The sequence below is a fragment of the Nocardiopsis sp. iso_186 genome, assembly GCF_056173365.1.
On the sequence record NZ_CM149670.1, the window covers coordinates 2,617,919 to 2,643,515 of the forward strand.

Below are 25,597 nucleotides of genomic sequence, written 5' to 3' on the forward strand. Positions count from 1 at the left end.
TCAGGCGCTTTGCCTGCCCGTCCCAGCCCGCGAGTCAGGCGACCGTTCGCCGGCTCTTCACCCGGTCACCTTTTCAGGAGCTGATCTGCCATGGCGGACGACCAGAGGCTGCGCGACTACCTCAAACGCGTTCTCGCCGACGCCCGCCTCACCAAGAGGCGGCTGCGCGAGATCGAGGCCGACCAGCACGAGCCCATCGCGATCGTGGCAATGGGCTGCCGTTACCCCGGCGGTGTCACCTCACCGGAGGACCTGTGGCAGCTGGTGATCGACGAGACCGACGCGATCTCGGAATTTCCCACCGACCGCGGCTGGGACCTGGACGGTCTCTACGACCCCGATCCCGATCGTCCGGGCACCTCCTACGTTCGCGAAGGAGGCTTCCTGTACGACATGACCGGGTTCGACGCAGACTTCTTCGGCATCTCCCCGCGCGAGGCAGTGGCGATGGACCCCCAGCAGCGGTTGCTCCTGGAGACCTCGTGGGAGGCGTTCGAGCGGGCGGGGATCGATCCCTCCTCGCTGCGCGGACGCGACATCGGTGTGTACACCGGCGTCGTCTACCACGACTTCGCCACCCGGCTGCACCCCGTGCCCGACGAACTCGAAGGCTACATCGGGACCGGCATCGCCGGCAGCGTCGCGTCGGGCCGAGTGGCCTACGTACTGGGACTGGAGGGCCCGGCGGTCACCATCGACTCGGCCTGCTCGTCGTCCCTGGTCACCATTCACCTGGCCGCTCAGGCGCTGCGCCGGGGCGAATGCTCCATGGCGTTGGCCGGCGGCGTCACGGTCATGGCGCTGCCCGGCGCCTTCGCGGAGTTCTCCCGGCAGAGGGGCCTGGCACCGGACGGGCGGTGCAAGTCGTTCGCCGCGGCTGCCGACGGAACCTCCTGGTCGGAGGGGGTGGGGGTGCTGCTGCTGGAACGGCTCTCCCACGCCAGGCGCAACGGTCACGAGGTCCTGGCGGTGCTGCGCGGATCGGCCGTCAACCAGGATGGCGCCTCCAACGGATTGACCGCGCCCAACGGGCCCTCCCAGCAGCGAGTGATCCGTGCGGCACTGACCGATGCGGACCTCGCCCCGGCCGACGTCAACCTGGTGGAGGCGCACGGAACGGGCACGACGCTCGGTGACCCGATCGAAGCCCAGGCGTTGCTGGCCGCCTACGGGCACGACCGCCCCGGCGACCCGTTGTGGCTGGGGTCGCTGAAATCCAACATCGGCCACGCCCAGGCCGCGGCCGGGGTGGGCGGGGTGATCAAGACAGTCATGGCGTTGCGGGCGGCGACCCTGCCCCGCACCCTGCACGTGGACGAGCCCTCGCCACACGTGGACTGGTCGGCCGGGGCGGTGGAACTGCTGACCCGGTCACGTCCCTGGCCGGAGACAGGGCGGCCGCGCCGTGCCGGGGTCTCGGCGTTCGGGGTCAGCGGCACCAACGCCCATCTCATCCTCGAACAGGCTCCGGAACCCGACGGGTCGGACCCGTCGGCCCCCGCAGGAGCAGAGCACTCGGCGGTGAAACCCGACCGTCCTGCCGTCCTACCGCTGGTGCTGTCGGGGCACGGAGAACCCGCGCTGCGCGCACAGGCCCACCACCTGGCCGCCCACCTCGGCCGGCGGCCGACGGACGATCTCGCCGACACCGCGTACTCTCTCTGCACCACCCGCGCGGCCCTGTCGGAGCGGGCAGTGGTCCTCGCCGTCGATCACGACGAAGCCCTGGCCGGACTGGCCGCGGTGGCCAACAAAGAACCGGCTCCGGGAGTTGTACGGGGAACGGCCGTAGCCGATCCGGGTGTGGTGTTCGTCTTCCCCGGCCAGGGGACGCAATGGGCGGGTATGGCGGTCAACCTGCTGGACGCGTCGCCGGTGTTCGCGGCGTCGATGGCCGATTGCGAGCAGGCACTCGCCCCGTTCGTGGACTGGTCGCTGACGGATGTACTGCGCGGTGACGCCGCGCTGTTGGACCGGGTGGACGTGGTTCAACCTGTCCTGTTCGCGGTGATGGTCTCCCTGGCCGCGCTGTGGCGTTCACACGGCGTCGAGCCCGCGGCGGTGGTCGGGCACTCCCAAGGGGAGATCGCCGCCGCCTGCGTCGCCGGTGCACTGTCGCTGCCAGATGCGGCCCGCGTGGTGGCGTTGCGCAGCAAGGCCCTCCTCGCGCTGTCGGGCCGGGGCGCCATGGCCTCGGTCGCCGTGTCGGAGTCCCGCGCCGCCGAACTGCTGCGCCCGTGGGCTGAACGGTTGTCCGTCGCAACGGTCAACGGGACGGAGTCTTTGGTCGTGTCCGGGGAGCCCGACGCCGTCAACGCACTCGTCAACGCGTGCACCGCCGACGGCATCCGCGCCAAACGCCTTCCCGTCAACTACGCCTCGCACTCGGCCCAGGTGGAGCAGATTCGCGCCGAGCTGGACAACGTGCTCACCGGCATCACCCCGCACAGCAGCGACATCCCCTTCTACTCAACGGTGAGCGCACAACGCATCGACACCGCGCTCCTCACCCCCGGTTACTGGTTCGACAATCTGCGGCACACGGTGCGCTTCGCGGAGACCACCCGCCTGCTCGCCGCACAGGGGTACGGCGTGTTCGTGGAGTGCAGCCCGCACCCGGTGCTGACCGCATCCGTGCAGGAGACGGCCGCCGACGCCGTCTCCGTGGGCTCGCTGCGCCGGGACGAAGGCGGTCAGGAACGCTTCCTGTCCTCCTTGGCCGAGGCATACGTCCATGGTGTCGCCGTGGACTGGACGACGCTGTTGCCCGGGGCGCGGCGGGTGGACCTGCCCACCTACGCCTTCCAGCGCAGGCGCTACTGGTTCGACATGGGCGCCGCCGCGGGCGACATGGCCGCCGCAGGTCTGGCAGCCGCCGACCATCCGCTCCTGGGCGCGGTCGTCGCGCAGGCCGACGACGACAGCGTGCTCCTCACCGGAAGGCTGTCCACGGCCGCGCACCCGTGGCTGGCCGACCATGTGGTCACGGGCACCGTGCTGCTACCCGGCACCGCACTGGTCGAGCTGGCCGTGCGCGCCGGCGACGAGGTCGGGTACGCCGTTCTGGAAGAACTGGTGATCGCCGCGCCCATGGTCCTGCCCGAGCACGGGGCCGTACGCGTGCAGGTCCGGGTGGACGAACCCGACTCCTCGGGCCGGCGCCCGGTCAGTGTGCACTCCCGCCCCGACACCGCGGAGGCCGCACGCGGATGGGACCATCACGCCGAGGGCTTCCTCCGTGCAGCGGGGACCGAACCCTGCCCCCGGCAGGAGGGGGAGTGGCCGCCGCCCGGCGCCCGCCCCGTGGACCTCTCCGGCTTCTACCACGATCAGGCCGAGGCGGGATACGCGTACGGTCCGGCCTTCCGGGGGCTGCGCGCGGCCTGGCAACGCGACGGCGAGATCTTCGCCGAGGTCGCGCTGCCTCCCGAACACCAAGGAGCCGCGCGGCATTTCGGCGTGCACCCGGCGCTGCTGGACGCCGCCCTGCACGCGGGGGCGCTGAGCCCCCGGCGCACGACCGCTGCTGACGAAGGGGTGCTGCTGCCCTTCGCCTGGAACGAGGTCACCCTGTACGCCACCGGTGCCGCAGCACTGCGGGTCCACCTCGTCCCCAGCGGGGACGACGCGGTCGAACTGAAGATCTTCGACCCTTCGGGCGAGCCCGTGGCCGCGGTGCGATCGCTGGTGTTCCGCCCGATCCCCGAAGCCGGAATCGGGGCGGACGGTGCTGCCGCAACCGATGCGCTGTTCGCCATCGCGTGGACCCCGGTGCCCCTTCCGGCCGGGACGGCCACCGCGGAACCGGTGGTGATCGAGGTCGCCCCGCCCGACCCGGGCAACGATGACCGGGCCGTACCCGAAGTGCACGCTGTCGTCGCCGACGTCCTGTCCGCGCTACAGGACCGGCTGGCCGACCCTGACGAGTCGGCTCCTCTGCTCGTGGTGACGCAGGGGGCGATGCCGGCCACGGGCGATACCGATGTGCGCGATCCGGCCGCTGCGGCGGTGTGGGGGTTGGTGCGTTCGGCTCAGGCCGAGCACCCCGATCGGATCGTGCTCGTTGACGCCGACGACGACACCGCCTCCCGTGCACTCCTCCCCACGATCGCCGAGTTGGGGGAACCGCAGGTGGCAGTCCGTGCAGGAGCACTGCTCGTGCCTCGGTTGGCGCGGGTCGCGGTGGAGGAGACCGCACCGACCGTTTTGCCGGGGACGGTGTTGGTGACGGGTGGGACGGGTGTGTTGGGGCGGTTGGTGGTGCGGCATTTGGTGGTGGTGCATGGGGTGCGGCGGTTGGTGGTGGTGAGTCGTTCGGGGTTGGGTGCGCAGGGTGTTGGGGAGTGGGTGGCTGAGCTTTCGGGGTTGGGGGCTGTGGTGGATGTGGTGGTGGGTGATGTTTCTGATCGTGGGGTGGTTGAGGGGGTGGTGGCGGGGGTTGGGGTTGAGCATCCGTTGGTGGGGGTGGTGCATTTGGCGGGTGTGTTGGATGACGGGGTGTTTTCTTCGCTTGGTCCGGAGCGGTTGGGTGGGGTGTTTGGTCCCAAGGCTGACGCTGCGGTGCATTTGGATGAGTTGACTCGTGGTTGTGATCTTTCGATGTTTGTGGTGTTTTCTTCTGCTTCGGGGGTGTTTGGTAATCCGGGGCAGGCTAATTATGCGGCGGCTAATGCGTTTGTGGATGGTTTGGTGCAGCGTCGTCGGGCTGAGGGGTTGCCGGGTGTGTCGATGGCGTGGGGGTTGTGGGAGGAGACCAGCGGACTCACCGGTGGACTTTCCTCGGCCGACCGATCGCGCATGGCCCGACAGGGGGTCCGACCCCTCAGCCGCACCGACGGCCTGGCGCTGTTCGACGCGGCCCTGCGCAGCGACACAGCACTCGCCGTACCCGCCCGCCTCGACCTCTCCCCGGCGCGCGTACGCGACGTGAACGGAGGGGTTCCCGCCCTGCTGCGCGGCCTGGTCAGCCCCCGGCGTCGTATCGCGTCGGTCGAGGCGACCACAGAGAACACCCTGGCCCAGAGCCTCGCTGCACTGCCCGAGGAAGAGCGCGCCGGAATTCTGGTCGGCCTCGTACGCGAGACGGCCGCAGCGGTCCTCGGGCATGCCACCGGAGACCTGGTCGGTGCGGACCGCGCCTTCCGCGAAGCCGGGTTCGATTCGCTCACCTCGGTGGAACTGCGCAACCGGCTCAACACGGCCACCGGACTGCGGCTGCCGGCGACGCTGGTGTTCGACCATCCCACGCCCACTGCGCTGGCCAGGTACCTCCTCGGGGTGCTGCCCGGACACGGCAGTGCTCCAGCAGTGACGATCGGTCCGGACCGCGGTGCGGTCGATGAGCCGATCGCGATTGTGGGGATGGGGTGTCGGTTCCCGGGGGGTGTGGCGTCTCCGGAGGACTTGTGGCGGTTGGTGGCGGGAGGTGTCGATGCGGTCGCGGAGTTCCCCACTGACCGGGGTTGGGATCTGGAGGCGTTGTTCGACGCTGATCCTGATCGTGCGGGGACCTCGTATGTGCGTGTGGGTGGGTTCTTGGAGGATGTGGCGGGGTTTGATGCGGGGTTCTTCGGGATTTCGCCGCGTGAGGCGGTGGCGATGGACCCCCAGCAGCGGTTGTTGTTGGAGGTGTCGTGGGAGGCGGTGGAGCGTGCGGGGATCGACCCGTCGTCGTTGAAGGGCAGCGACGTCGGCGTCTACACGGGCGTGATGTACCTGGACTACCTCGCGCACGCGGCGGCGACCGCCCAGGACAGCGAGGGCTACCTCGGGACCGGAAACTCCGGGAGTGTGGCGTCGGGTCGGGTGGCCTATGCGTTGGGGTTGGAGGGGCCGGCGATCACGGTTGATACGGCGTGTTCGTCGTCGTTGGTGGCGATTCATCTGGCGGCGCAGGCGTTGCGTCGGGGTGAGTGCTCCATGGCCCTGGCCGGCGGCGCCACCGTCATGTCCACGCCCAATCTCTTCGTGGAGTTCTCCCGGCAGCGGGGGTTGGCTCCTGATGGCCGGTGCAAGGCGTTCGCGGCCGCGGCCGACGGCACCGGGTTCAGCGAGGGCACCGGGGTGCTGGTGTTGGAGCGGTTGTCGTTGGCCAGGCGGAATGGTCACGCTGTTTTGGGTGTGGTGCGTGGGAGTGCGGTGAATCAGGATGGTGCGTCCAATGGGTTGACGGCGCCTAATGGTCCGTCGCAGGAGCGGGTGATTCGTGCGGCGTTGGCGGATGCGGGTTTGTCTGCTGCTGATGTGGATGTGGTGGAGGCGCATGGGACGGGGACGCGTCTTGGGGATCCGATCGAGGCGCAGGCGTTGTTGGCGACCTATGGCCAGGGTCGTTCGGGTGAGCCGTTGTTGTTGGGGTCGTTGAAGTCCAATATCGGTCATACCCAGGGGGCGGCGGGGGTCGCGGGGGTGATCAAGGCGGTTATGGCGATGCGGGCCGGGGTGGTGCCGGCGTCGTTGCATGTGGATGCGCCTTCGCCGCACGTGGATTGGTCGGCGGGGGCGGTGGAGCTTCTGGTCGAGCAGCGCGACTGGCCGGACACGGGGCGTCCCAGGCGGGCGGGGGTGTCGTCGTTCGGGGTGAGTGGGACCAACGCCCACCTCGTCCTCGAACAGGGTGACGAGGCACCGGTGAGCACGGGAGCCGCGACAGCCCCGGATCAGGAATCGCCGGGACTGCCGTTGCCGTTCCCGGTATCGGCCCGAGGAACCGACGGACTTCGTGCGCAGGCCGGCCGGCTTGTCTCTCACTTGGAGCAGCAGCCGACGGTGGGGATTCTGGATACCGCGTATTCCCTGGCCACGTCGCGTGCGTCTTTGCGGGATCGGGCGGTGGTGGTGGCTGCTGATCGGGGGGAGGCGGTTGCGGGGTTGGCGGCGTGTGCGCGTGGGGAGTCGGCGCCAAATCTGGTGACGGGGTCTTTTGTCGGGGGTTCTGTTGGTGTGGTGTTTTCGGGTCAGGGGTCGCAGCGGTTGGGGATGGGGCGGGGGTTGTATGAGCGTTTTCCGGTGTTTGCGGGGGTTTTTGATGAGGTGTGTGGGGAGTTTGGGGGGGTGTTGGGTGTTCCGTTGAGGGATGTGGTTTTTGGTGGGGATGGGGGGTTGTTGGATCGGACGGTGTTTGCGCAGGCGGGGTTGTTTGCGGTTGAGGTGGCGTTGTTTCGGCTTCTTGAGTCGTTTGGGGTGCGGGCGGGGTTTGTTGGTGGGCATTCGGTGGGGGAGTTGGCGGCTGCTCATGTGGCGGGTGTGTGGTCGTTGGGTGATGCGGTGCGGGTGGTGTCTGCGCGGGGTCGGTTGATGGAGGGGTTGCCTTCGGGTGGGGTGATGGTGGCGTTGGGGGTGTCGGAGGCTGAGGTGGAGGAGGTGGTTGCGGGGGTTTCGGGGGTGTGGGTGGCGGCGGTTAATGGTGATTCGTCGGTGGTGGTGTCGGGGGAGGAGGGTGCGGTTTTTGGGGTGGTGGAGGTGTTTGCGGGGCGTGGGGTGCGGTGGCGGCGGTTGCGGGTGAGTCATGGGTTTCATTCGGGGTTGATGGAGCCGGTGTTGGGTGAGTTTCGGGAGGTGTTGGAGGGGGTTTCGTATGGGGTGCCGCGGGTTGGTGTGGTGGGGAATGTGTCGGGTGGGTTGGTGGGTGAGGGGTGGTGTGGTGCGGGTTATTGGGTGGAGCAGGTGGTTGCTCGGGTGCGGTTTGGGGATTGTGTGAGGTCGTTGTTTGGGGCGGGGGTTCGGTCGTTTGTTGAGGTGGGTCCGGGTGGGGTGTTGTCGGGGTTGGTGGGGGAGGTGTTGGGGGGTGTGGGTGGTGTGGGTGTGGTGTCGTTGTTGGGCGGTGGTGGTGGTGGTGGTGAGGGTGGGGGTGAGGTTGGGTCGTTGGTGAGGGGGTTGGGTGGGTTGTTTGTGGGTGGGGTGGATGTGGATTGGGGTCCGTTGGTGGGTGGGGGTGGGGGTGTGGTTCTGCCTACGTACGCCTTCCAACACAACCGCTACTGGCCCACCACCCCACCGTCGATCGGGACGGTCTCCGCTGTCGGTCTGACCAGTGCCGGTCATCCCCTGCTCGGTGCGCTGTCCCCGCTGCCCGGGTCTGGTGGTTTGTTGCTCACGGGCAGGCTCTCCACCGCGACCCACCCCTGGGCGGCCGGGACCGCGCCGGTCGGAGCGCCGGCTGGCATCCTTCCCGAACTGCTGTTCCGTGCCGCCGACGAGGCCGGATGCGACGCCGTGCACGAACTGACCGTCAACGAGGCGATCCCTCTCCCCGCGGACAGCGCACTACGACTGCACGTCATGGTGGCCGCGCCGGACGATGCCGGGCTCCGCCCGGTCGAGGTGCACACCCGAGCCGAGAACGCCGCCCCCGAGACGCCGTGGACCCGCAACGCCCGGGGCCTGCTCGCCGCACACGGTCCCCGCCCGGACGCTTGGCCGCATACCTGGCCACCGTCGGGAGCAGAGCAGCTCGACATCGATGCTCTCTACGACGAGCTGACCGATGCCGGACTCTCCTGCGTTCCCGACGCACGTTTCCTGCACACTGCTTGGAGCCTCGGTGACCAGGTCTTCGCCGAGGCCGGAATCGACGCGGAGCACGGCGACGGCGAACCGGGGTTCGGCCTGCACCCGGCGCTGTTGGACGCGGCGGCCCACGCAGCCGCCCTCTGCCTTTCCCCCGCAGAGGCGCGACGTCCCCTGCTGCCCACCGCCTGGGCGGGACTGGTCCTGCACGCGTCCGGTGCGACGCGTCTGCGGATCCGGGCGACCCGCACCGGGCCCGCGACCACCAGTCTGGAGCTGGCCGACGACTCCGGTGCCCCGGTGGCCTCCGTCGCCTCACTGACCCTGGAACCGGTCCCACGCGGAACCCGCCCCCCGGGCACCGACTCCCTGCTGCGGGTGCGCTGGGACATCCTGTCCCGGCCCACGGACCGGGCGGACACCCGCACGAATACGCGGTGGGCCGTGCTGGGACCCGCCGGGAGCGCGCGGCCGCTGTCCCAAAGCCTTGGGGAGCCGGTGACCGCCTACCCCGACATCGAGTCGTTGGCCGACGCGATCGAGGACGGCGCCCCCGCACCCGAACTCGTTCTGGCGGACATGGGCGGTCCCGCGGTCGCGCCGGACGCCGACGACGTGCACGCCGCGGTCGCCCGCGGTCTGGGCCTGATCCAGGAGTGGGTGGCCGAGGCGGGACTGCGCGGGGCGCGGTTGGTCGTCCTGACCCGGAAGGCCGTTGCGGCGGGAGGCCCGACGGACGTCCCCGACCCGGTGGGTGCCGCGATCTGGGGGCTGCTGCGCTCGGCGCAGTCGGAGTACCCCGATCGGGTGCAGCTGGTGGACACGGACGACGACGTCCAGCTGGAACTGCTGCTCACGGTGGCCGCGGCCGGGGAGCCGCAGGCGGCCGTCCGTGCCGGCACGATCCTGCTTCCCCGCCTCGAACGGGTCACCGCCTCGGCCCCACACGCACTCCCCGTGCTCGCGCCCGCGGGCACCGTACTGGTCACCGGAGGCACCGGGGCCCTGGGTGGACTCCTCGCGCGCCACCTCGTCGAGGCGCACGGGGTGCGCAACCTGCTGCTGGTGAGCCGCCGTGGCTCCGACGCAGAAGGTGCCGCCGGCCTGACCCAAGAGCTCAAGAGGTTGGGCGCCGAGGTCACCGTGCGGGCGTGCGACGTCGCGGACCGTAGTGCGCTGGCCGCTGTACTCGGCGACATTCCCGCTGCCCACCCGCTTACCGCTGTGGTACACACCGCCGGCCTGGTCAACGACGGACTCATCCCCGCACTCACCCCGCAGCGGCTGGCGGCGGTGTTCGCGCCCAAGGTGAACGCGGCGCTGAACCTGCACGAGTTGACCCGGGAGACCGATCTCGCAGCCTTCGTGATGTTCTCCTCGGCCGCCGGTGTCCTGGGCAGCCCTGGTCAGGGCAACTATGCCGCGGCCAACGCCTTCCTGGACGCCCTGGCGCACGGCCGTCGCTCGGCGGGCCTGGTAGCGACCTCGCTCGCGTGGGGGATGTGGGAGAACCCCGACGGTATGGGCGGCGCACTCGACCCCTCCGACCTGCGCCGGATGGCCGGCCAGGGCCTGCGCCCTCTTTCGGCCGCCGAGGGAACGGCGCTCTTCGACGCCGCACTGTGCCTCGACGACGCGGTGTCGGTGCCGATGCACCTGGACGTCGCCGCCGCGCGTTCCTACGCGAACGCTGCGCTGGGCGGTGCGGTTCCCCCGTTGCTGCGCGCCCTGGTGCGCCCGGCCCGGAACGGCGTCCGACCAACGGCTGGACGCGCGAGCCGTTCGCTGGCCGACCGCCTGGTCGGGCGCACACCGGTCGAACAGGAGCAGGTCGTCCTGGACCTGGTGCTCACCGTCACGGCCCTCTCCCTGGGCGCGACCGAGCGGATGGCACCCGACCACTCCTTCTGGGACGTGGGGTTCGACTCCCTCATCGCGCTGCAGTTCGCCAACAGGCTCAGTACGGGCACCGGTCTGGCGATCGGTGCGGCGCTGATCTTCGACCACCCGACGCCGACCGCGCTCGCGGGGCACCTGCTCCCATTGATCCTGGCCAAGGGGCACGTGTCCGGTGAGGAACTGCTCGCGCAACTCGATGTACTGGAGCGCGCCCTCGCCGCCGCGGAGCCCGAGGACGACGACACGCGGGAGAGCATCGCGGCCCGTCTCGACACAATCGCCGCCCGTATGCGGTGAACCGTCCATCGAGCAGAGCAGGAGAACACCGCCAGTGCCACCGCGAAAGCCCCGGCCCTTCGACGCCGCGACCTACCTGCGACGCCTGGGCTACTCGGGCCCCCTCGAGCCCACGCTCGCCACACTGTGCGCCCTGCACCGCAGCCACCTGCGGTCGATCCCCTACGACAACACCCGGTTCCCCGAAGAGGGCGGTCCGTTGCCCGGGAACCTGGCCGACGTGGACCCCGATGCCGCCTTCGACAAGATCGTGGTGCGCGGGGTCGGAGGGATCTGCTTCGAGCTCAACCTCCTGATGCAGCTCCTCCTCGACACGCTGGGGTTTGCCACCCTCTCCCTTGCCGCGGGCGTCGCCCAGGACGACGGAACGTTCAGCCCGGACCTGTCGCACCGGTTCATCGGTGTCCACGTCAACGACGAACTGTGGCTGGCCGACGTGGGTTTCGCGGGCCCCTCGTTCATCGAGCCCGTGCGGGTGAGCCCGCAGGAGCAGGTGCAGTACGGCTGCCGGTTCAAGGTGACCGAGCAGGGATCGCGGTTCGTGCTGCACCGGAAGGGCGCGACCGGCGACTGGCGCGCGCTCTACCGCTTTCGGAAGCGGAGTCGAACGGTAGGCGAGTGGGACGGTTTCACCGAACGTTTCCAGCGCTTCCTGGGCGAATCCGGCATCGTCAGCACGACCATGGTCGGCCGGGCCACCGATACCGGCCACATCGTCGTCGTGGGCCGCCGTCACCTCAAGGTGGACGACGGGCACGAAACGGTCAGCGTGCTTGGCCCCGGCTCCTACGACGCCGTTGTCGGCGCCGTCCTGGGCCGGGGCGGGACGGCAGTCGGATGATCGGCCTTCCTACCGGTGTACAGCTGCCCGGGACCACCCCATGATCGGACCAGTCGGGGCGCGAGTCGCGGAGAACGCGGGGCGGTGGTGGTGCGACTCCGGTTGGTGATCGGACGGATCGGCCCGGGCGTCCAGCGTGATGATTGTGGAGTCGAACGTTCCTTTCCCCCAAGCAGGCCGGTTGTGCAGGAGGTCGGGATGTGCCATGGCGATCACCAGGAGCGGAACCGGACTGATCTGCTCGACGAGACCGCCGATGAACTCTACGAGTGCTTCGTCGGCACGGTGCAGATCCTCCACGACGACGATCAACGGCCGCTGGGCCGCGATCTCCTCCAACAGCCATCGCACGGCCTTCAACGTCTCGGCCGAGCCCTCGTCCCTGAGCAGCAGGGGCAGCAGGTGCACGATCATCCAGGCCGCCAGGTCCCCGGCCCCGACCAGGCGCTGCACGGACTCGGTGAGCTTGCCTTCGGCCACGCTGTCGGAATCGGAGTCGAGGACGCCCGAGTAGGACCGGACGATCACCGCCAGTGCGGTGGCACCGGCGGCCCCGTCGGCAGGGGAGGCACCACCCCCGAGCAGGCGTACCACCGTCGGATACGACTGCACCGTCTCCTGCAGGCCCATCAGCAGGCCGGCCGCCCGGGGGGAGCCCGGCTCCGCCAGCAGGGTCACCAGGTGCGGGCGGTTACGGCGGCGGACACGTTCGAGCAGGCCGCGCAGGACCCCGAGATCGTGGTCGACAACCGGTTCGGGGCCGGTGTCGTGTTCCTCGGGGAGCACGCCGAGGGGTTCCCACCCGCCGGCAGGGGCACGTTCGGCGGAGTAGAGAATCACCCCTCTGCTGTCCTCGTTGGTGGAGTCGCAGACCAGCACGCCGCCGGCCGGCGCGAACGCCAGCAACCGCACGCACCCGTCGATCACCTCCGCGGCCAGCGCCCGGGGCGGGGCGGTGTCGTCCGGCCGGGCGAACAGCACGACATCGCCGGTGGACACCGCTGCCCGGACCGCGACCCCCGCCCGTGCGTCCTGCCCGAACCGTTCCCTGATGGCAAGTGCCGCGTGCACCGCACGCTCGGCTCCGCCGGCCTCACCGTTGGGCGGCAGACCGAACAGACCCAGAACCATCGAACCGACCGTCCCCGCAACGGTTCCGCCGCACCGGTCGATCTCCGCGCACGTGGTGGCCACTGCCCGGTCGAACACCGTCTCGGAGTCGGCGTCGGTCCCCGTCCCGGTCAACATCCGTGTCGTCACCAGCAGCGCGCTGAGTCGGGTCCGTCGGGGCGGCTGTCCGTCGGTGCCCGGTCCTGTTTCCGCGGCGATGCACGGGGCTCCGGAGGAAGGCGGGGTCTGCACCGTGACCGATCGGCTCCCCGGGGGAAGATCCAGTGCCTGGTCGTGATCGAGAATCATCCGATGCAGTTCGCGCAGTTCCCGCCCGGGCTCGATCCCGAGGTCGTCGACCAGCGCCGAGTGGGTGCGCCGGTAGACCCCCAGAGCGTCGCTCTGCCGACCCGATCGGTAGAGCGCGACCATGAGCTGACCGTGCAGCCGCTCGCGCGGCGGCTCCGTTTCGGCCAGGGTCTCCAGTTCGCCGACGATCTCACGGTGGTGGCCACAGGCCAGTTCGGCGTCGAAACAGTCCTCAAGCGCTGCGAGCCGCTGCTCCTGGACCGCGGCCAGTTCCGGCCACCGGATTCCCTTTTCGACCAGGTCGGCAAGTGCCTCGCCTCGCCATAGTCCCAGGGCCTCGCGCAGTGCCGCTGCCGCCGGCTGCCATGCCCCGGCGGCCAGGTCGCGGCGGCCCTTCGCCGTCAGCAGCTCAAATCGTCGCAGGTCGATGGAGTCGGCGTCAACGTGCAGCAGGTACCCGGGAGCGTGGGTCAGCAGCGCGGCCGAGGGGGTGCCCGCGGTGTCGGTGACGAGCAACCGGCGGATGTCGGTCACGGCGTTCTGCAGCATCTTGCGCGCGGTCGGCGGGGTGTCGTGCTGCCAGAGGGCTCTCAGCAGTCAACTGGCCGCAACCACCTGGTTGGCGTGCAACAGGAGGAATCCGAGCGCGGCTCGTTGTTTCACGCCGCGCAGTGGTACGGGATGGCTGTCATCGATGACCTCTAAGGGGCCAAGCAAATGAAACTGCATGAGATCTCCCGATTTTTTGCCGGCTTTTCAGCGATCCCTGCCGAGGGCGCAGTTTTCGCTATTTTTTCGGGTGGAAAATAGGCAGGCTCACCCCGAGATGGCTTCTCGTGGGCGTCGGCCGATGGGGCGGGTGCGTTCGGTTGCGGCGGTATGGGCCAATCGAACTATTTTGCCGTCGATGCCGCTGGGGAAACATGGAAATCGGCGGCATTGTGCAGGTCGGAGCGGTTGAGAGTTCTGGTGGACGCTTCGTTGTCAAAATCGGTCATAAGGCTCGAATGGGGGCCATCCGTAGTAATTATCAATTTTTGTAAATAAAGAAATGATCGTCGCTGGTAATGATTCTTTCGCTGTTTTGATGTTGCTGTGCTACCTACCCCGGCTGCAGCTCTCCCATGTTTATAGGAAAGCTCCCATCCGATGTCCAGAGAGAGTAATATCACTGTGCTCCGGCAGTTGATTTTATTTTTCGGACACAAGTTCCGTGGTGCGCGGAAAATAAAAACGTACCCGGAAACGCCAATGCGGCGCCCGGCTGCCTGGACGGCCCGGACACCGCACGGTGACGCATTGCCCTAGGGGGGCTGCATCCCCTCCCGTTCGGCCAGGTCGGGCGCTTCGACCAGCATGGTCGTCGGAGCCGGGCGGGGGGCCGGGGTGAGGTGCAACCGGAGGACACCCGGGGAGGCGTCCGCCGGTACTAAGTGGCACGCGCACTCCTCTTCGCCGAATCCGGCGAATCGGTAGGCGACCTCCATGATCCGGTTGCGGTCGGTGGGCCGGAAGTCGGCGACCAGATGGACGCCCGCTCGGCTCGCCTGATCGACCAGCCAGTTCACGATGACCGTCCCCACCCCGAACGAGACCACCCGGCACGACGTGGCCAGCAGCTTGAGGTGCCACATCTCCCGATGCTTGTGGACAAGCAGTACGCCCACCGCGCCGTGCGGGCCGAACCGATCGGCGAGGGTGGCGACCAGTACCTCGTGGGCGGGGTCGGTCAGCAGCCGCCGCAGTTCTGCATCGGGGTAGTGCACACCGGTGGCGTTCATCTGGCTGGTGCGCAGCGTGAGTTCCTCCACGCGAGACAGTTCGGCCCCGCTCGCCCGTGCCACGCACAGCACCAGTTCCAGCGAGCGGAGGAAGTCCTCGTCGGGGCCGGCGAAGGAGGCGCGCTCGGCCGCGCGCTCGAACCCCGCCTGGTAGAGACGCCGGCGCTGCTGCGAGTCCACCGTGGTCGTCGCGGGGGTGAACTCGGGAAGACCCGACAGGCGGGTCGCCTGTTCCGCAGGGTAACAGCGTACGTCGGGCAGGTGAAAAGCCACCTCGGCACGTTCGGCAGGCTGGTCGTCGATGAATGCGATCGTGCTGTGGGCGAACCCCAACTGTTCGGCGATCCGCCGTACCGAAGCAGACTTGACGCCCCACCCGATCTCGGGCAGCACGAAGAATTCGGCCACCCCCAGCGCGTGCAACTGTTCCCAGGCGGTTTCGTGGTCGTTCTTACTGGCCACCGACTGCAGGATGCCGCGCGCGTCCAAGGCGCGGATGGTGGTCAGCACCGCCTCCGGCAGGGTGACGGTTTCGTCCTCCAGCAGAATTCCCTGCCAAAGCGTGTTGTCCAAATCCCAGACCAGGCACTTCACCGGTACCTGGGGCGACGGCGCGACCCTTCCCGCGCTCACGGGGCGATCCCGGGGAGGTCTTCCCTCGTCTCCAGCGCGTGCTGGGCGAGGATCAGCTGACAGATCTCGTTGCTGCCTTCGATGATCTCCATCAGTTTGGCGTCACGGTAGGCCCGTGCCACCACGTGGCCGTCGTCGGCCCCCGTCGAGGCCAGGACCTGCACAGCAGTGGCCGCCCCGTGCGCGGCCTGGACCGCACTGGTGTGCTTGGCCAGTACCGATGCCAGCACCAGGTCGGGGGAGGCGTCGTCCCAGCAGCTGCTCGCATGCTCGCACGACCGGGCGGCGATCTGTTCGGCCACGACGAGTTCGGCGATGTGGCGGGCCACGAGTTGATGGTCGCCCAGCCGTTTGCCGAACTGCCGCCGGGTACGGGCGTGGGCCGTCGCCGCCCCCAGACAGGCCCGAAGAATACCGACGCAGCCCCAGGCCACGGACAGCCGCCCGTAGGTCAACGCCGAGGTGACCAGCAGCGTCAGCGACCAACCGGAGCCTCCCAGCAGGTTGGCTGCGGGGACCCGGGCATCGGTGAATTCGACGTCTGCGTGCCCTGCGGCACGGCAGCCCAGCGGGTCGGCGATCCGGCGCACCCTCACCCCGGGCGTGCCAACCGGCACGATCACCGCGGCCGCGCCGTCGTCACAGATACCGAAGACCACAATGAGGTCGGCGTAGTGGGCGGCCGTCACCCACGTCTTCTGGCCGGTGACGACGACCTCGTCGCCGTCAACCCGAAACCGGGTTCCCATCGCCGCCAGATCACTGCCGGCGCCGGGCTCGCTGAACGCCACGGCCGCCAGGCCCCCGCTGGTCAGGACAGGAAGGTGTGCTTTGCGCTGCTCGGCATCGCCCAGACGCTGAACAGCCCACGCAGCCATTCCCTGGGACGTCATCACGCTGCGCAGCGAACTGCAGAGACTGCCGGCATATGCGGTGAGCGCTCCGTTGCCCGCGCTGTTCAGGCCGCGGCCGCCATAGGCGCCGGGTACCTGTGCGCACAGAACACCCTCGGCACCCAGCCGGCGAAGAACCGTCACGGGCAGCACACCCGACCGGTCCCAGTCCGCCGCTCGGTCGCCCACCGCTTCGGCGACCGACGTGCTCAACCCGCGGACCGGGCACGCCTCTCCTTCAGGCATCACCGCCCTCCTCGGCGTCCCCGCCCAACCGCAGCACCATCGACGACATTGCGCGGACCGTGCGAAAATTCTCCATCCGCAGGTCAGGGCCGCCGATCATGACCCCGAACGCTTTCTCCAGATACACGACGAGCTCCATCGCGAACAGAGACGACAGCGCACCGGAGGCGAAGAGATCCTCCTCCGGTGCCCACGACCTCTTGGTCCGCTTCTCCAGGTGGCACGACAGTTCCTGTTCGATCTCCTGCGCCGTCGCGGCCCCGGTCAACGATGTGGTCACAGCAGTGTCTCTCCGTACTCGTAGAATCCCCGGCCCGTTTTTCGGCCCAGGTGGCCCGCCTCGACCTTGTCCACCAGCAGCGCGGTGGGACGGCAACCCTCGTCTCCGGTCCGCTCGTGCAGGACCCGCAGCGAGTCGAGGAGGTTGTCCAGACCGATGAGGTCGGCGGTTCGCAGCGGGCCGGTCCGGTGGCCCAGACAGCCCTGGAGCAGGGCGTTGACCTCTTCCGCCGTCGCGGTCCCGCTCTCGACGACGCGCACCGCGTCGTTGATCATCGGGTGCAGGATGCGGCTCGTCACGAATCCCGGGGTGTCGCCCACCACAACCGGCGTGCGCTTCAGTGCGCTGAGCAGTCGCAGGGCGGCGGCCAGCGCGAGCTCCCCGGTCCGCTTGCCGCGGATGACCTCCACGGTGGGGATGAGGTACGGGGGGTTCATGAAATGGGTGCCCAGCAAGGACTCCGGACACGACACGGAGTCCGCCAACTCGTCGATGGGGATCGAGGACGTGTTGGAGATCAAGGGAGTGCCGGGTGCCACGATCATGGCCGCCTCCGACAGCACCTCGGCCTTGCACGCGCCGTTCTCGGTGACCGCCTCCACCACTGCCGCCGCGTCGGCGGCGCCGGCCAGTGACGCACTCGTCGCGAGCCGGGCCGGTGCCTCCTCCGCCGGTAATGCTCCCGTCAGGCGGGCGAGGCGCAGATGCTGGTGGACCCGGGCCGGCGCACCGGCCAGGCGGGAGGCGTCGGTCTCGACCAGAAGCACGGGCACTCCGTGGCCCAGGGCGAGCGACGCTATCCCCACCCCCATCACCCCGGCGCCGACGACCGCCAGCCGTGGCCCTGTCACCGGCCCGCCCCGCTCTCCGTGCGGGCCCGTGCGTCGGTCGCGCCCAGACGCCCCGATAGCGGTTTTCCTGCGAAACAGGATCGAAATGTCCCGTGGGCCAAAGACATCGGCGCCGTTCCAATCGATTCGATGTGCGTTGCCGCGATAATTCTCGACCGCAGTGGCGGTATAAACAGTGTCTTCGACCCATTCGGTACCCATTCCCCGGTAATTGGGGTGCGGCCCTCGATTTTTCCGTGCGCACTGCTAGCGTCAGAGTATGGCCCATCAGGTTGACGCCAATGCCGAACTACTTGATTATGTCCGGGAATTCTCCCTGCGTGATGACGACATCTTGCGCGACCTCCGCGGAGAGACCTCGGGACTGCCCGCGGCGCAGGCCATGCAGGTCATGCCCGAAGAGGGGCAGCTGCTCGGTCTGCTCGTCGCGCTCACCGGTGCCCGCTCGGTCCTCGAACTCGGCACCTTCACCGGGTACAGCACCCTGTGCATGGCCCGTGCGCTCCCCGCCGGCGGCCACCTGGTCACCTGCGACATCAGTGAGAAGTGGACCCGCGTCGCCGCGCGCTACTGGGAGAGGGCCGGGGTCGCCCACCTGATCGACGTGCGTCTCGGTCAGGCAGCCCACACCCTGCGACAACTCGCCGAACAATCGGGACCGGACTCCTTCGACCTGGCATTCATCGATGCGGACAAGGCCAACTACCCCCGCTATTACGAAGCGGTACTCGGCCTGGTCCGTCCCGGCGGCCTCGTCGTCATCGACAACACCCTGTTCTTCGGCAGGGTCGCCGACCCCGAGGCCCAGGACCCCGACACACTGGCGGTACGCGCACTCAACAGACTGCTGGCAACCGACCGGAGGGTGGATCTGAGCATGCTCCCCATGGCAGACGGGATCACTCTCGCCCGTAAGAGGGTGCCCGCCCAGCGGTGACCGCTCCCGCTGCCCCGGCGGGGCGGCACGTCGAGGGTGATGGCGCCGCCACTGACCCCAAAATGGCATGAAAATGACTGGCGGCAATTGTCAGTCATCGGATCCCACCTCTATGGTGACGATCGAATCGACGATTGACGGCGGTGTATATATCCCGGTTTTTTGTGTTTTCCGAAATGGATCGGCCAGATTTCCGGTCGGTGGACGACGGGAAATCCGGGGACGTTTTCGGCCGCCCTGTTCTGTCCCGGCGAATTTCGCCGAGATACGCGTCTAGGGAAGAAGAGGTAGGCAATGTCCAGTGCCACGCTCGACGCGGTGGTCGTGGGAGGAGGGCCGGCCGGCGCCGTCTGCGCCACGCTTCTGGCCCGCGAAGGCGCCTCGGTCACCCTGTTGGAACGTGACGAGTTTCCGCGCTTCCACATCGGCGAATCCATGCTGCCCTACATGGTCGGCCTGCTGGAGCGCCTGGACCTGCTGGACGCGGTCCAGGCGCAGGGCTACGTCATCAAACGCGGCGGCGAGTTCATCGACCCCACCGGGACCAAGTTCTTCAGTCCGGGAGTGTTCAGGGCCGACTTCTCCAAACAGGGGGAGGGACGCCACGCCGAGACCTTCCAGGTCGAACGGGCCCACTTCGATCGTGTCCTCATCGAGCAGGCCAAACGCGCGGGAGCCCGGGTCCTGCACGGCGCCCAGGTGACCGGATTCCTTGAGGAGGGCGAGCGCCTCACCGGTGTCCGTTACCGCCACCGGGACACGCCGCACGAGCTCCAGGCGCGCTACGTCGTGGACGCGAGCGGCCGCTCCGGCCGGATCGCGCAGCGGTTCGGCCTGCGCAAGACCATCGACGAACTGCGCATGGTCGCGGTCTTCCGGCACTACGAGAACCTCGACGAGGTCCACAACCCCGGTCACGAAGGGGACATCCAGATCGGCAGCCACGCCGACGGGTGGGTATGGGCCATCCCGCTCTCCGCCCACACGATCAGCGTCGGAACGGTGATGCCCCGCGCCGTTTTCCGCAAGGGGGCCGCCGAGGAGCTGTTCGACCAGCACGTCGCGCGCATCCCACGCATCACCCAACGCCTCAAAGGGACCCGGCCGACCATGGGCCTCAAGGTCGAGACCGACTACTGCTACCACACCGACACCGTCACCGGGCCGGGATGGCTGATGGTGGGTGACGCCGGATGCTTCGGTGACCCGATGTTCTCCGGCGGGGTCCTCGTCGCGATGACCACCGCTACCCGCGCCGCCGAGACCATCACCCAGGCGTTGGCCGACCCGGCGTCCGAGACCCGGGTCCTCGACACCTATTCCAACTTCTTCAAAACCGGCTACGACACCTACATCCGGTTGATCCACTCGTTCTACCAGAGCGAACTCCTCAGCGCGCTCGCCGACGCCAAGGGTCCCCGCGAGGAGCTGGAGACCTACATGGTGCGGCTGATGGGCGGCGATTTCTGGAGCGGGGACAACCCCATCTCCCAGGCCTTGCGCGCCAACCCCCGCTGGGACACCTTCGCCCCCTTCGAACCGGTCTTCGGCTGCCCGATCTACCCCGAGAACACGCCCCGGAACCGCGCCGCGGTCGCCGCGGCCACGGGCTGACCCGTCCCGGCCATGCCCTGACCACCCGAGGAACTGGAGTCGTATGCAATCGCCCGTACTCGTCATCGGTGCCGGGCCGACCGGCCTCGCGCTCGCCTGCGGACTGCGCATGCGCGGAACCCCGGTGCGGATCCTCGACACCAACAGCGAGCCGGCAGCCACCTCCCGGGCGCTGGGCGTCCAGCCGCGCGGCGTGGAAGTGCTCAACCGCCTCGGTGCGCTGGGCGACCTACCCGAGCGGTCGATCTCCCTGAGCGAGGTGCGGATCTACATCGGGCACCGGCTCGTGTCCACCATGCCCATGCGGCGCATGGCGGCCCAGGAGCGTTCGCCCCTGCTCATCTCGCAGGTCGAGGTGGAGGCTTCACTGCGTTGACGGTTGGTCGAGCTGGGTGGACGCGTCGAGTGGGACCACGAGCTGGTGGGGGTCACCCAGGACGACACCGGGGTGAACGCCCTCCTGCGCACGCCCACGGGGTTGGAGAGCGTCCGGGCCTCCTGGGTGGCCGGCTGCGACGGCGCGCACAGCCTGGTCCGCAAACTGGCCGGCATCGGTTTCCCGGGCGCACCTGTCGCCGAGAACTTCATCCTCGCCGATGTGCGCACCGGCTGGGACGCCGACCGCGAGATCATGAGCAGCTGGACCCACGGCGGCGGCATGATCAGCGTGTGCGCGCTTCCCGGGGAAGGCCGGTGGCGGCTGATGTCGCCCTCCCCGCCGGGCACCTCCACCGTGGTGCAGGGCGAGGCGGCCCTGGAGCAGCTCCGCCGCCAACTGGGCGACTGCACCTCGTTCTGCCCGGACCAGATCGACAAGGTCGAGTGGCTCTCCAGCTTCCGTATCCACCGTCGCCTGGCCGACTCCTACCGCCAAGGGCGGCTGCTCCTCGCCGGGGACGCCGCCGCGATCCACCACCCCTTCGGCGGCCAGGGCATGAACACCGGCCTCGGAGACGCGGAGAATCTCGCCTGGAAGCTGGCCCTGGTCATGGCGGGGCGCGCCGACGAGCGACTGATCGACAGCTACCAGGCGGAACGGCGACCGATCGCCGACGCCGTCGTCTCGGCCACCACCGCCACCTCCCGCGTCGTCCTCGGCGACACCCCGGGGATTCGGGTGCTGCGCGACTCGCTGATCCTTCCCCTCATGGACCACCCCAAAGTGCAGGAGTACCTGTGGCGCAGCGCCTCCCAACTGGGCGTGCACTACCGGGGGCGGTCCCTGGCGGCCAAACGCAGCCGTTTCAAGGCCGGGCCGCGCCCGGGGGAGCGGGTCCCCGACATCGCCTGCCGCCTCGTCAACGGCAGCCACACCACCGTTCACCAGGCGCTCCGGGGTAGGTGGGCGCTGCTCGCACCCCCCGGACACGAGGACAGCATCGCCGTCGCGACCGAGCGTCTGGGAGAAGAACTCGTCACGCTGTACCCCGAGCATCCCGGCCTCACCGACGTCCTGCTGGTACGCCCCGACGCGCATCTGGCCTGGCGCGGGAACGCCGACCCCACGGGCCTGTGGGGCTGGCTGGACGGTGTCCTCACGGTCGGCGCGGCCCCCCGGCGGGCCTGAGCCGATGCCCACCGATCGAATCCGATGAGGAGTGACATGGTGCTGGAACACGAACGGCTCCCGACCATCGCCGACGAGAGCTGGACGGCACTGGGCAACGTCGCCGCACGCGCCGAGGAGACCCGCAGGCCGGCCGGACTCTTCAGTGACCCGCTCGCCGAGCGGTTCTCCGCGGCCCTGGCCGCCCCGGGACAGCGGGACGACAGGCGGAAAGCGGAAACCTGGTCCGGCGACCTGCTCGACATGATCGCCGACACCATCATCATCAAGACCCGGTTCCTCGACGAGTTCCTCGAACAGGCCAGTGCCGCCGGGTGCCGCCAGACCGTGTTGCTCGCAGCGGGGCTGGACACCCGTGCCTTCCGGCTCCCCTGGCCCCCCGGGCAGCGCGTGTTCGAGCTGGACCTTCCCGGTCTCCTCGATTTCAAGGAGGCGGTCCTCGCCGACGCCGGAGCCCGTCCAACCTGCGAGCGCACCGTCGTGCGCGCCGATCTTCGCGACGACTGGCCCGGCGCGCTGCTCGCGGCCGGGTTCGACCCTCGGCGCCCCACCGTCTGGTTGGCGGAAGGAACCCTGGGCTTCCTCACCGAGGAGGCGTGCGACGAACTGATGACGGAGCTGGGGCGGCTGTCCGCACCGGGAAGCCGACTGGGATTGGACCACACCCACGACGGAGAGGTCCACACCGATCGGGTCCGCCCCTTCGTGGAGCAGGCGGGCTTCCACATGGCCGACATGGTCAAAGGCGGCCCCACCCTCCCAGCCGACCAGTGGCTCACCGGGCACGGTTGGCAGGTCGAGGGGCACGACATCGTCGAGCGCGCTGCGGCCTACGGGCGCCCAACCCCGTACCTGTTCCGCGGTGAGCGCTCCGCGCACGGTCGCATCTTCTTCACCGCGGAGCGCGGGTGAGCAAGGGGACACCCGTGTCCAGGGTGCCCCCTTCGGTCTCGGCCATCAGCGGCGAAGGAGACTAGACGGGCTGGTAGTCGCCGCTGTCGGCGGCAAAGCGCACCACCACCGACTTGGAGGTGGGTGTGTTGGAGATGTCGGCGGTTGACCCCAGCGGGACCAAGACGTTGGTCTCGGGGTAGTAGGCCGCCGCACAGCCGCGGGCAGTCGGGTAGTGCACGACCTTGAAGTGCGAAGCCCGCCGCTCGACGCCGTCGGTCCACTCACTGACCAGGTCGGTGTAGGAGCCGTTGACGAGACCGAGCTCGGCCGCGTCCTGCGGGTTGACCAGTACCACCCGGCGGCCGTTGTGGATCCCGCGATAGCGGTCGTCCAAGCCGTAGATGGTGGTGTTGTACTGGTCGTGGGAGCGCAGGGTCTGTAGCAGCAGCCGGCCCGCGGGGATCTCCGGTGCGGCGAGCCCGTTGGCGGTGAAGTTCGCCTTACCCGTCGCCGTGGGGAAGCGGCGCTCGTCACGTGGCGCGTGCGGCAGCGCGAACCCCGAAGGGTTGCGGACCCGCGCGTTGAAGTCGTCGAAGCCGGGCACCACGCGCTCGATACGGTCACGGATCAGGTCGTAGTCGCCGGCGAACTCCTCCCACGGGATGTCGTCGTCCGCGCCGAGCACCCGCCGGGCCAGCCCCGACACGATCGCCACCTCCGAGCGCATCCCGTCCGACAGCGGCTTCACGCTGCCGCGCGAGGCGTGCACCATGCCCATGGAGTCCTCCACCGTCACGAACTGCTCGGCACCACCGGTGAGGTCGTGGTCGGTGCGGCCCAGCGCCGGCAGGATCAGCGCGCGGGCCCCGGTGATGGCGTGCGAGCGGTTCAGCTTGGTGGACACGTGCACGGTCAGCGCGCAACGGCGCATGGCCTCCTCGGTCGCGTGGGTGTCGGGAGAGGCGGAGACGAAGTTGCCGCCCATCGCGAAGAAGACCTTCGCCGATCCGGTGCCCATGGCCTCGATCGCGCGTACCACGTCGTGGCCGTGCTCGCGGGGCGGCTCGAAGCCGAACTCCGCACTCAGGGCATCGAGGAACGTGGCATCGGGCCGCTCGAAGATGCCCATCGTGCGGTCGCCCTGCACGTTGCTGTGCCCGCGGACCGGACACACGCCCGCGCCCGGTCGGCCCACGTTGCCGCGCATCAGCAGGAAGTTCACGATCTCGCGGATCGTGGGCACCGAGTGCTTGTGCTGGGTCAGGCCCATCGCCCAGCACACCACGACCTTCTTGGCGGCCAGCACCATCGCCAGCGCCTCGTCGATCTCGGCGCGTTCCAGACCGGTGCTCTCGTGCACCCGCGCCCAGAACGCCTCTTCCTCGGTCTCCAGCAGCGCGCCGCGGTACTCCTCGAAGCCGTGGCAGTGCTCCTCGATGAAGTCGCGGTCCAGCACCGAACCGGGCCGCTGCTCCTCCATCTGTAGCATCAGCCGGTTCAGGGCGCTGAACAGGGCGAGGTCGCCGCCGAGCCGGACCTGGAGGAACAGGTCGGTGAGCATCGTCCCCGACCCTAGGACCCCGCGTGCCGTCTGCGGGTTGCGGAAACGCTGCATCCCGGCCTCGGGCAGCGGGTTCACCGTGATGATCCGCGCCCCCTCCTGCTTGGCCTTTTCCAGCGCCATGAGCATCCGGGGGTGGTTGGTGCCGGGGTTCTGCCCGGCCACGATGATGAGGTCGGCCTGGTAGAGGTCCTTCAGTGACACGCTGCCCTTGCCGACGCCCAGGGTCTCGCCCAACGCCGACCCCGAGGACTCGTGGCACATGTTGGAGCAGTCGGGCAGGTTGTTGGTGCCCAGCTTGCGGGCGAACAGCTGGTACAGGAACGCGGCCTCGTTGCTGGTGCGGCCCGAGGTGTAGAACAGCGCCTCGTCGGGGGAGTCCAGTCCGTTCAGGTCCTCGGCGACGATATCGAACGCCTGCTCCCACGACACCGGTGCGTAGTGGGTGGCGCCGGGGGCCAGGTACACCGGTTCGGTGATGCGGCCCTGCTGCCCCAGCCAGTAGCCCGAGCGTCCGGCGAGGTCGGCCACGCCGTGCTCGGCGAAGAACTCCCGGGTGACGGCGCGTCGGGTCGCCTCCTCCGCCACCGCCTTGGCACCGTTCTCGCAGAACTCCGCGGAGTGGCGCTTCTCGGGCTCGGGCCAGGCGCACCCGGGACAGTCGAACCCCTTCTTCTGGTTCACGTCCACCAGAGTCAGCAGTCCGCGGCCCGCTCCGGCCTGGCGGCCCACGACCCGCATGCTGTTCAGAACGGCCGGGATACCCACGGCCGACGTTTTGGGGGCGCTGACCTCAGGCGCGTCCTGGCGGGGGTCCTCCTGTGGTGCACGGGACATCGGAATCGGCTCCTCGTTGCTGCTGTCGTTTGGGGGCGGACCTGCGCGGTGTGGCACGCCCTTGATCCGTATTGTCGCAAAGTTCCTGGCGGGGTGCTGTGCGGGGCACCTCCTGAGGGCGCCGGATAACCCCTGGTTGGGGACCTGGTCACCCGAGAACCGTTGTGCTAATCTGACCAGCGGGTTGCAGTCGTTGATTTCGCTTTGATCGCATGTGATCGCCCGCGGAGTTCTTGACAAGCGGGCGTTTTTCTTTGAAGAAGGTTCCGCAGCACCCGCAGACTTGCAAAGTGCGAGTCTGGAACTGTCTCCAAAGAATTGGGAGATCGCATGACGCAGGGAACCGTCAAGTGGTTCAACGGCGAAAAGGGCTTCGGCTTCATCAGCCAGGACGCCGGTGGCCCCGACGTTTTCGTGCACTACAGCAACATCGCGGGTAGCGGCTTCCGCAACCTCGAAGAGAACCAGCGCGTCGAGTTCGACGTCACGCAGGGCCCGAAGGGCCCGCAGGCCGAGAACGTCCGCGCTCTCTAGTCTGC

The 25,597-nt window shown here is 68.9% G+C and carries 14 protein-coding genes and 1 pseudogene; 8 read left to right on the forward strand and 7 right to left on the reverse strand.

Annotation, left to right across the window (positions count from 1 at the left end; all coding sequences use genetic code 11):
* The first annotated feature begins 90 nt into the window (after positions 1-90).
* Together AC0VYP_RS11475 and AC0VYP_RS11480 are read left to right on the forward strand one after the other, a co-directional pair.
* The gene (locus AC0VYP_RS11475; protein ID WP_475473972.1) at positions 91-10,704 is read left to right on the forward strand and encodes a type I polyketide synthase; all 10,614 of its coding nucleotides are present in this window, start codon (positions 91-93) and stop codon (positions 10,702-10,704) included.
* Between the two features lie 34 nt (positions 10,705-10,738).
* Positions 10,739-11,545 (forward strand): arylamine N-acetyltransferase family protein, encoded by an 807-nt coding sequence (locus AC0VYP_RS11480; RefSeq protein ID WP_475473974.1) that lies wholly within the window; start codon positions 10,739-10,741, stop codon positions 11,543-11,545.
* 9 nt (positions 11,546-11,554) lie between these two features.
* Here the strand turns inward: AC0VYP_RS11480 and AC0VYP_RS11485 are convergent, their stop codons facing one another.
* From AC0VYP_RS11485 to AC0VYP_RS11510, 6 genes are all read right to left on the reverse strand, one after another.
* On the reverse strand, positions 11,555-13,513 hold the full coding sequence (locus AC0VYP_RS11485) for a BTAD domain-containing putative transcriptional regulator (protein ID WP_475473976.1): 1,959 nt from the start codon (positions 13,511-13,513) through the stop codon (positions 11,555-11,557).
* A 48-nt stretch (positions 13,514-13,561) separates the two neighbouring features.
* Positions 13,562-13,693, reverse strand: a complete 132-nt coding sequence (locus tag AC0VYP_RS11490) for a hypothetical protein (RefSeq protein ID WP_475473978.1) — start codon at positions 13,691-13,693, stop codon at positions 13,562-13,564.
* Between the two features lie 575 nt (positions 13,694-14,268).
* Positions 14,269-15,378, reverse strand: coding sequence for an HAD-IIIC family phosphatase (locus tag AC0VYP_RS11495; protein ID WP_285759585.1), 1,110 nt, complete (start codon positions 15,376-15,378; stop codon positions 14,269-14,271).
* Positions 15,375-16,517, reverse strand: a complete 1,143-nt coding sequence (locus AC0VYP_RS11500) for an acyl-CoA dehydrogenase family protein (RefSeq protein WP_285759587.1) — start codon at positions 16,515-16,517, stop codon at positions 15,375-15,377. The genes AC0VYP_RS11495 and AC0VYP_RS11500 overlap by 4 nt, the downstream gene beginning before the upstream one ends.
* Positions 16,510-16,797, reverse strand: a complete 288-nt coding sequence (locus AC0VYP_RS11505; protein ID WP_475473981.1) for an acyl carrier protein — start codon at positions 16,795-16,797, stop codon at positions 16,510-16,512. The genes AC0VYP_RS11500 and AC0VYP_RS11505 overlap by 8 nt, the downstream gene beginning before the upstream one ends.
* A complete protein-coding gene (locus AC0VYP_RS11510) occupies positions 16,794-17,648 on the reverse strand; it encodes a 3-hydroxyacyl-CoA dehydrogenase family protein (RefSeq protein ID WP_475473982.1) in 855 nt (284 codons plus the stop codon). Before AC0VYP_RS11510 ends, AC0VYP_RS11505 begins: the two co-directional genes overlap by 4 nt.
* Positions 17,649-17,907: 259 nt before the next feature.
* Between AC0VYP_RS11510 and AC0VYP_RS11515 the strand changes: the two genes are divergently transcribed.
* The 5 genes and pseudogenes from AC0VYP_RS11515 to AC0VYP_RS11535 all read left to right on the forward strand — a co-directional run bounded on the left by AC0VYP_RS11515 (position 17,908) and on the right by AC0VYP_RS11535 (position 22,678).
* On the forward strand, positions 17,908-18,585 hold the full coding sequence (locus AC0VYP_RS11515) for an O-methyltransferase (RefSeq protein WP_285759593.1): 678 nt from the start codon (positions 17,908-17,910) through the stop codon (positions 18,583-18,585).
* A gap of 294 nt (positions 18,586-18,879) precedes the next feature.
* Entirely contained in the window at positions 18,880-20,199 is a 1,320-nt protein-coding gene (locus AC0VYP_RS11520) for an NAD(P)/FAD-dependent oxidoreductase (protein WP_285759594.1), read from the forward strand.
* Positions 20,200-20,242: 43 nt separating this feature from the next.
* A pseudogene (locus tag AC0VYP_RS11525) lies at positions 20,243-21,256 on the forward strand (FAD-dependent monooxygenase); the annotation flags it as partial.
* Positions 21,257-21,346: 90 nt separating this feature from the next.
* A complete protein-coding gene (locus AC0VYP_RS11530) occupies positions 21,347-21,766 on the forward strand; it encodes an aromatic-ring hydroxylase C-terminal domain-containing protein (protein WP_475474230.1) in 420 nt (139 codons plus the stop codon).
* 36 nt (positions 21,767-21,802) lie between these two features.
* Entirely contained in the window at positions 21,803-22,678 is an 876-nt protein-coding gene (locus AC0VYP_RS11535; protein ID WP_285759596.1) for an SAM-dependent methyltransferase, read from the forward strand.
* Positions 22,679-22,739: 61 nt separating this feature from the next.
* Here the strand turns inward: AC0VYP_RS11535 and AC0VYP_RS11540 are convergent, their stop codons facing one another.
* Positions 22,740-25,058: an FdhF/YdeP family oxidoreductase gene (locus AC0VYP_RS11540; protein WP_475473985.1), complete on the reverse strand. Its 2,319-nt coding sequence runs from the start codon at positions 25,056-25,058 to the stop codon at positions 22,740-22,742.
* Between the two features lie 330 nt (positions 25,059-25,388).
* Here AC0VYP_RS11540 and AC0VYP_RS11545 point away from each other — a divergent pair, with 330 nt between their 5' ends.
* Entirely contained in the window at positions 25,389-25,592 is a 204-nt protein-coding gene (locus AC0VYP_RS11545; RefSeq protein ID WP_285759599.1) for a cold-shock protein, read from the forward strand.
* Positions 25,593-25,597 lie beyond the last annotated feature (5 nt).

Excerpts from the sequence above, each read along its gene's own strand:
- AC0VYP_RS11500 (WP_285759587.1), bottom strand. The coding sequence starts at position 16,517 with ATGCCTGAAGGAGAGGCGTGCCCGGTCCGCGGGTTGAGCACGTCGGTC.
- AC0VYP_RS11540 (WP_475473985.1), bottom strand. The coding sequence starts at position 25,058 with ATGTCCCGTGCACCACAGGAGGACCCCCGCCAGGACGCGCCTGAGGTC.
- AC0VYP_RS11515 (WP_285759593.1), top strand. The coding sequence starts at position 17,908 with ATGGCCCATCAGGTTGACGCCAATGCCGAACTACTTGATTATGTCCGG.
- AC0VYP_RS11530 (WP_475474230.1), top strand. The coding sequence starts at position 21,347 with ATGGACCACCCCAAAGTGCAGGAGTACCTGTGGCGCAGCGCCTCCCAA.
- AC0VYP_RS11475 (WP_475473972.1), top strand. The coding sequence starts at position 91 with ATGGCGGACGACCAGAGGCTGCGCGACTACCTCAAACGCGTTCTCGCC.
- AC0VYP_RS11490 (WP_475473978.1), bottom strand. The coding sequence starts at position 13,693 with ATGCAGTTTCATTTGCTTGGCCCCTTAGAGGTCATCGATGACAGCCAT.
- AC0VYP_RS11520 (WP_285759594.1), top strand. The coding sequence starts at position 18,880 with ATGTCCAGTGCCACGCTCGACGCGGTGGTCGTGGGAGGAGGGCCGGCC.
- AC0VYP_RS11535 (WP_285759596.1), top strand. The coding sequence starts at position 21,803 with ATGGTGCTGGAACACGAACGGCTCCCGACCATCGCCGACGAGAGCTGG.
- AC0VYP_RS11485 (WP_475473976.1), bottom strand. The coding sequence starts at position 13,513 with ATGCTGCAGAACGCCGTGACCGACATCCGCCGGTTGCTCGTCACCGAC.
- AC0VYP_RS11545 (WP_285759599.1), top strand. The coding sequence starts at position 25,389 with ATGACGCAGGGAACCGTCAAGTGGTTCAACGGCGAAAAGGGCTTCGGC.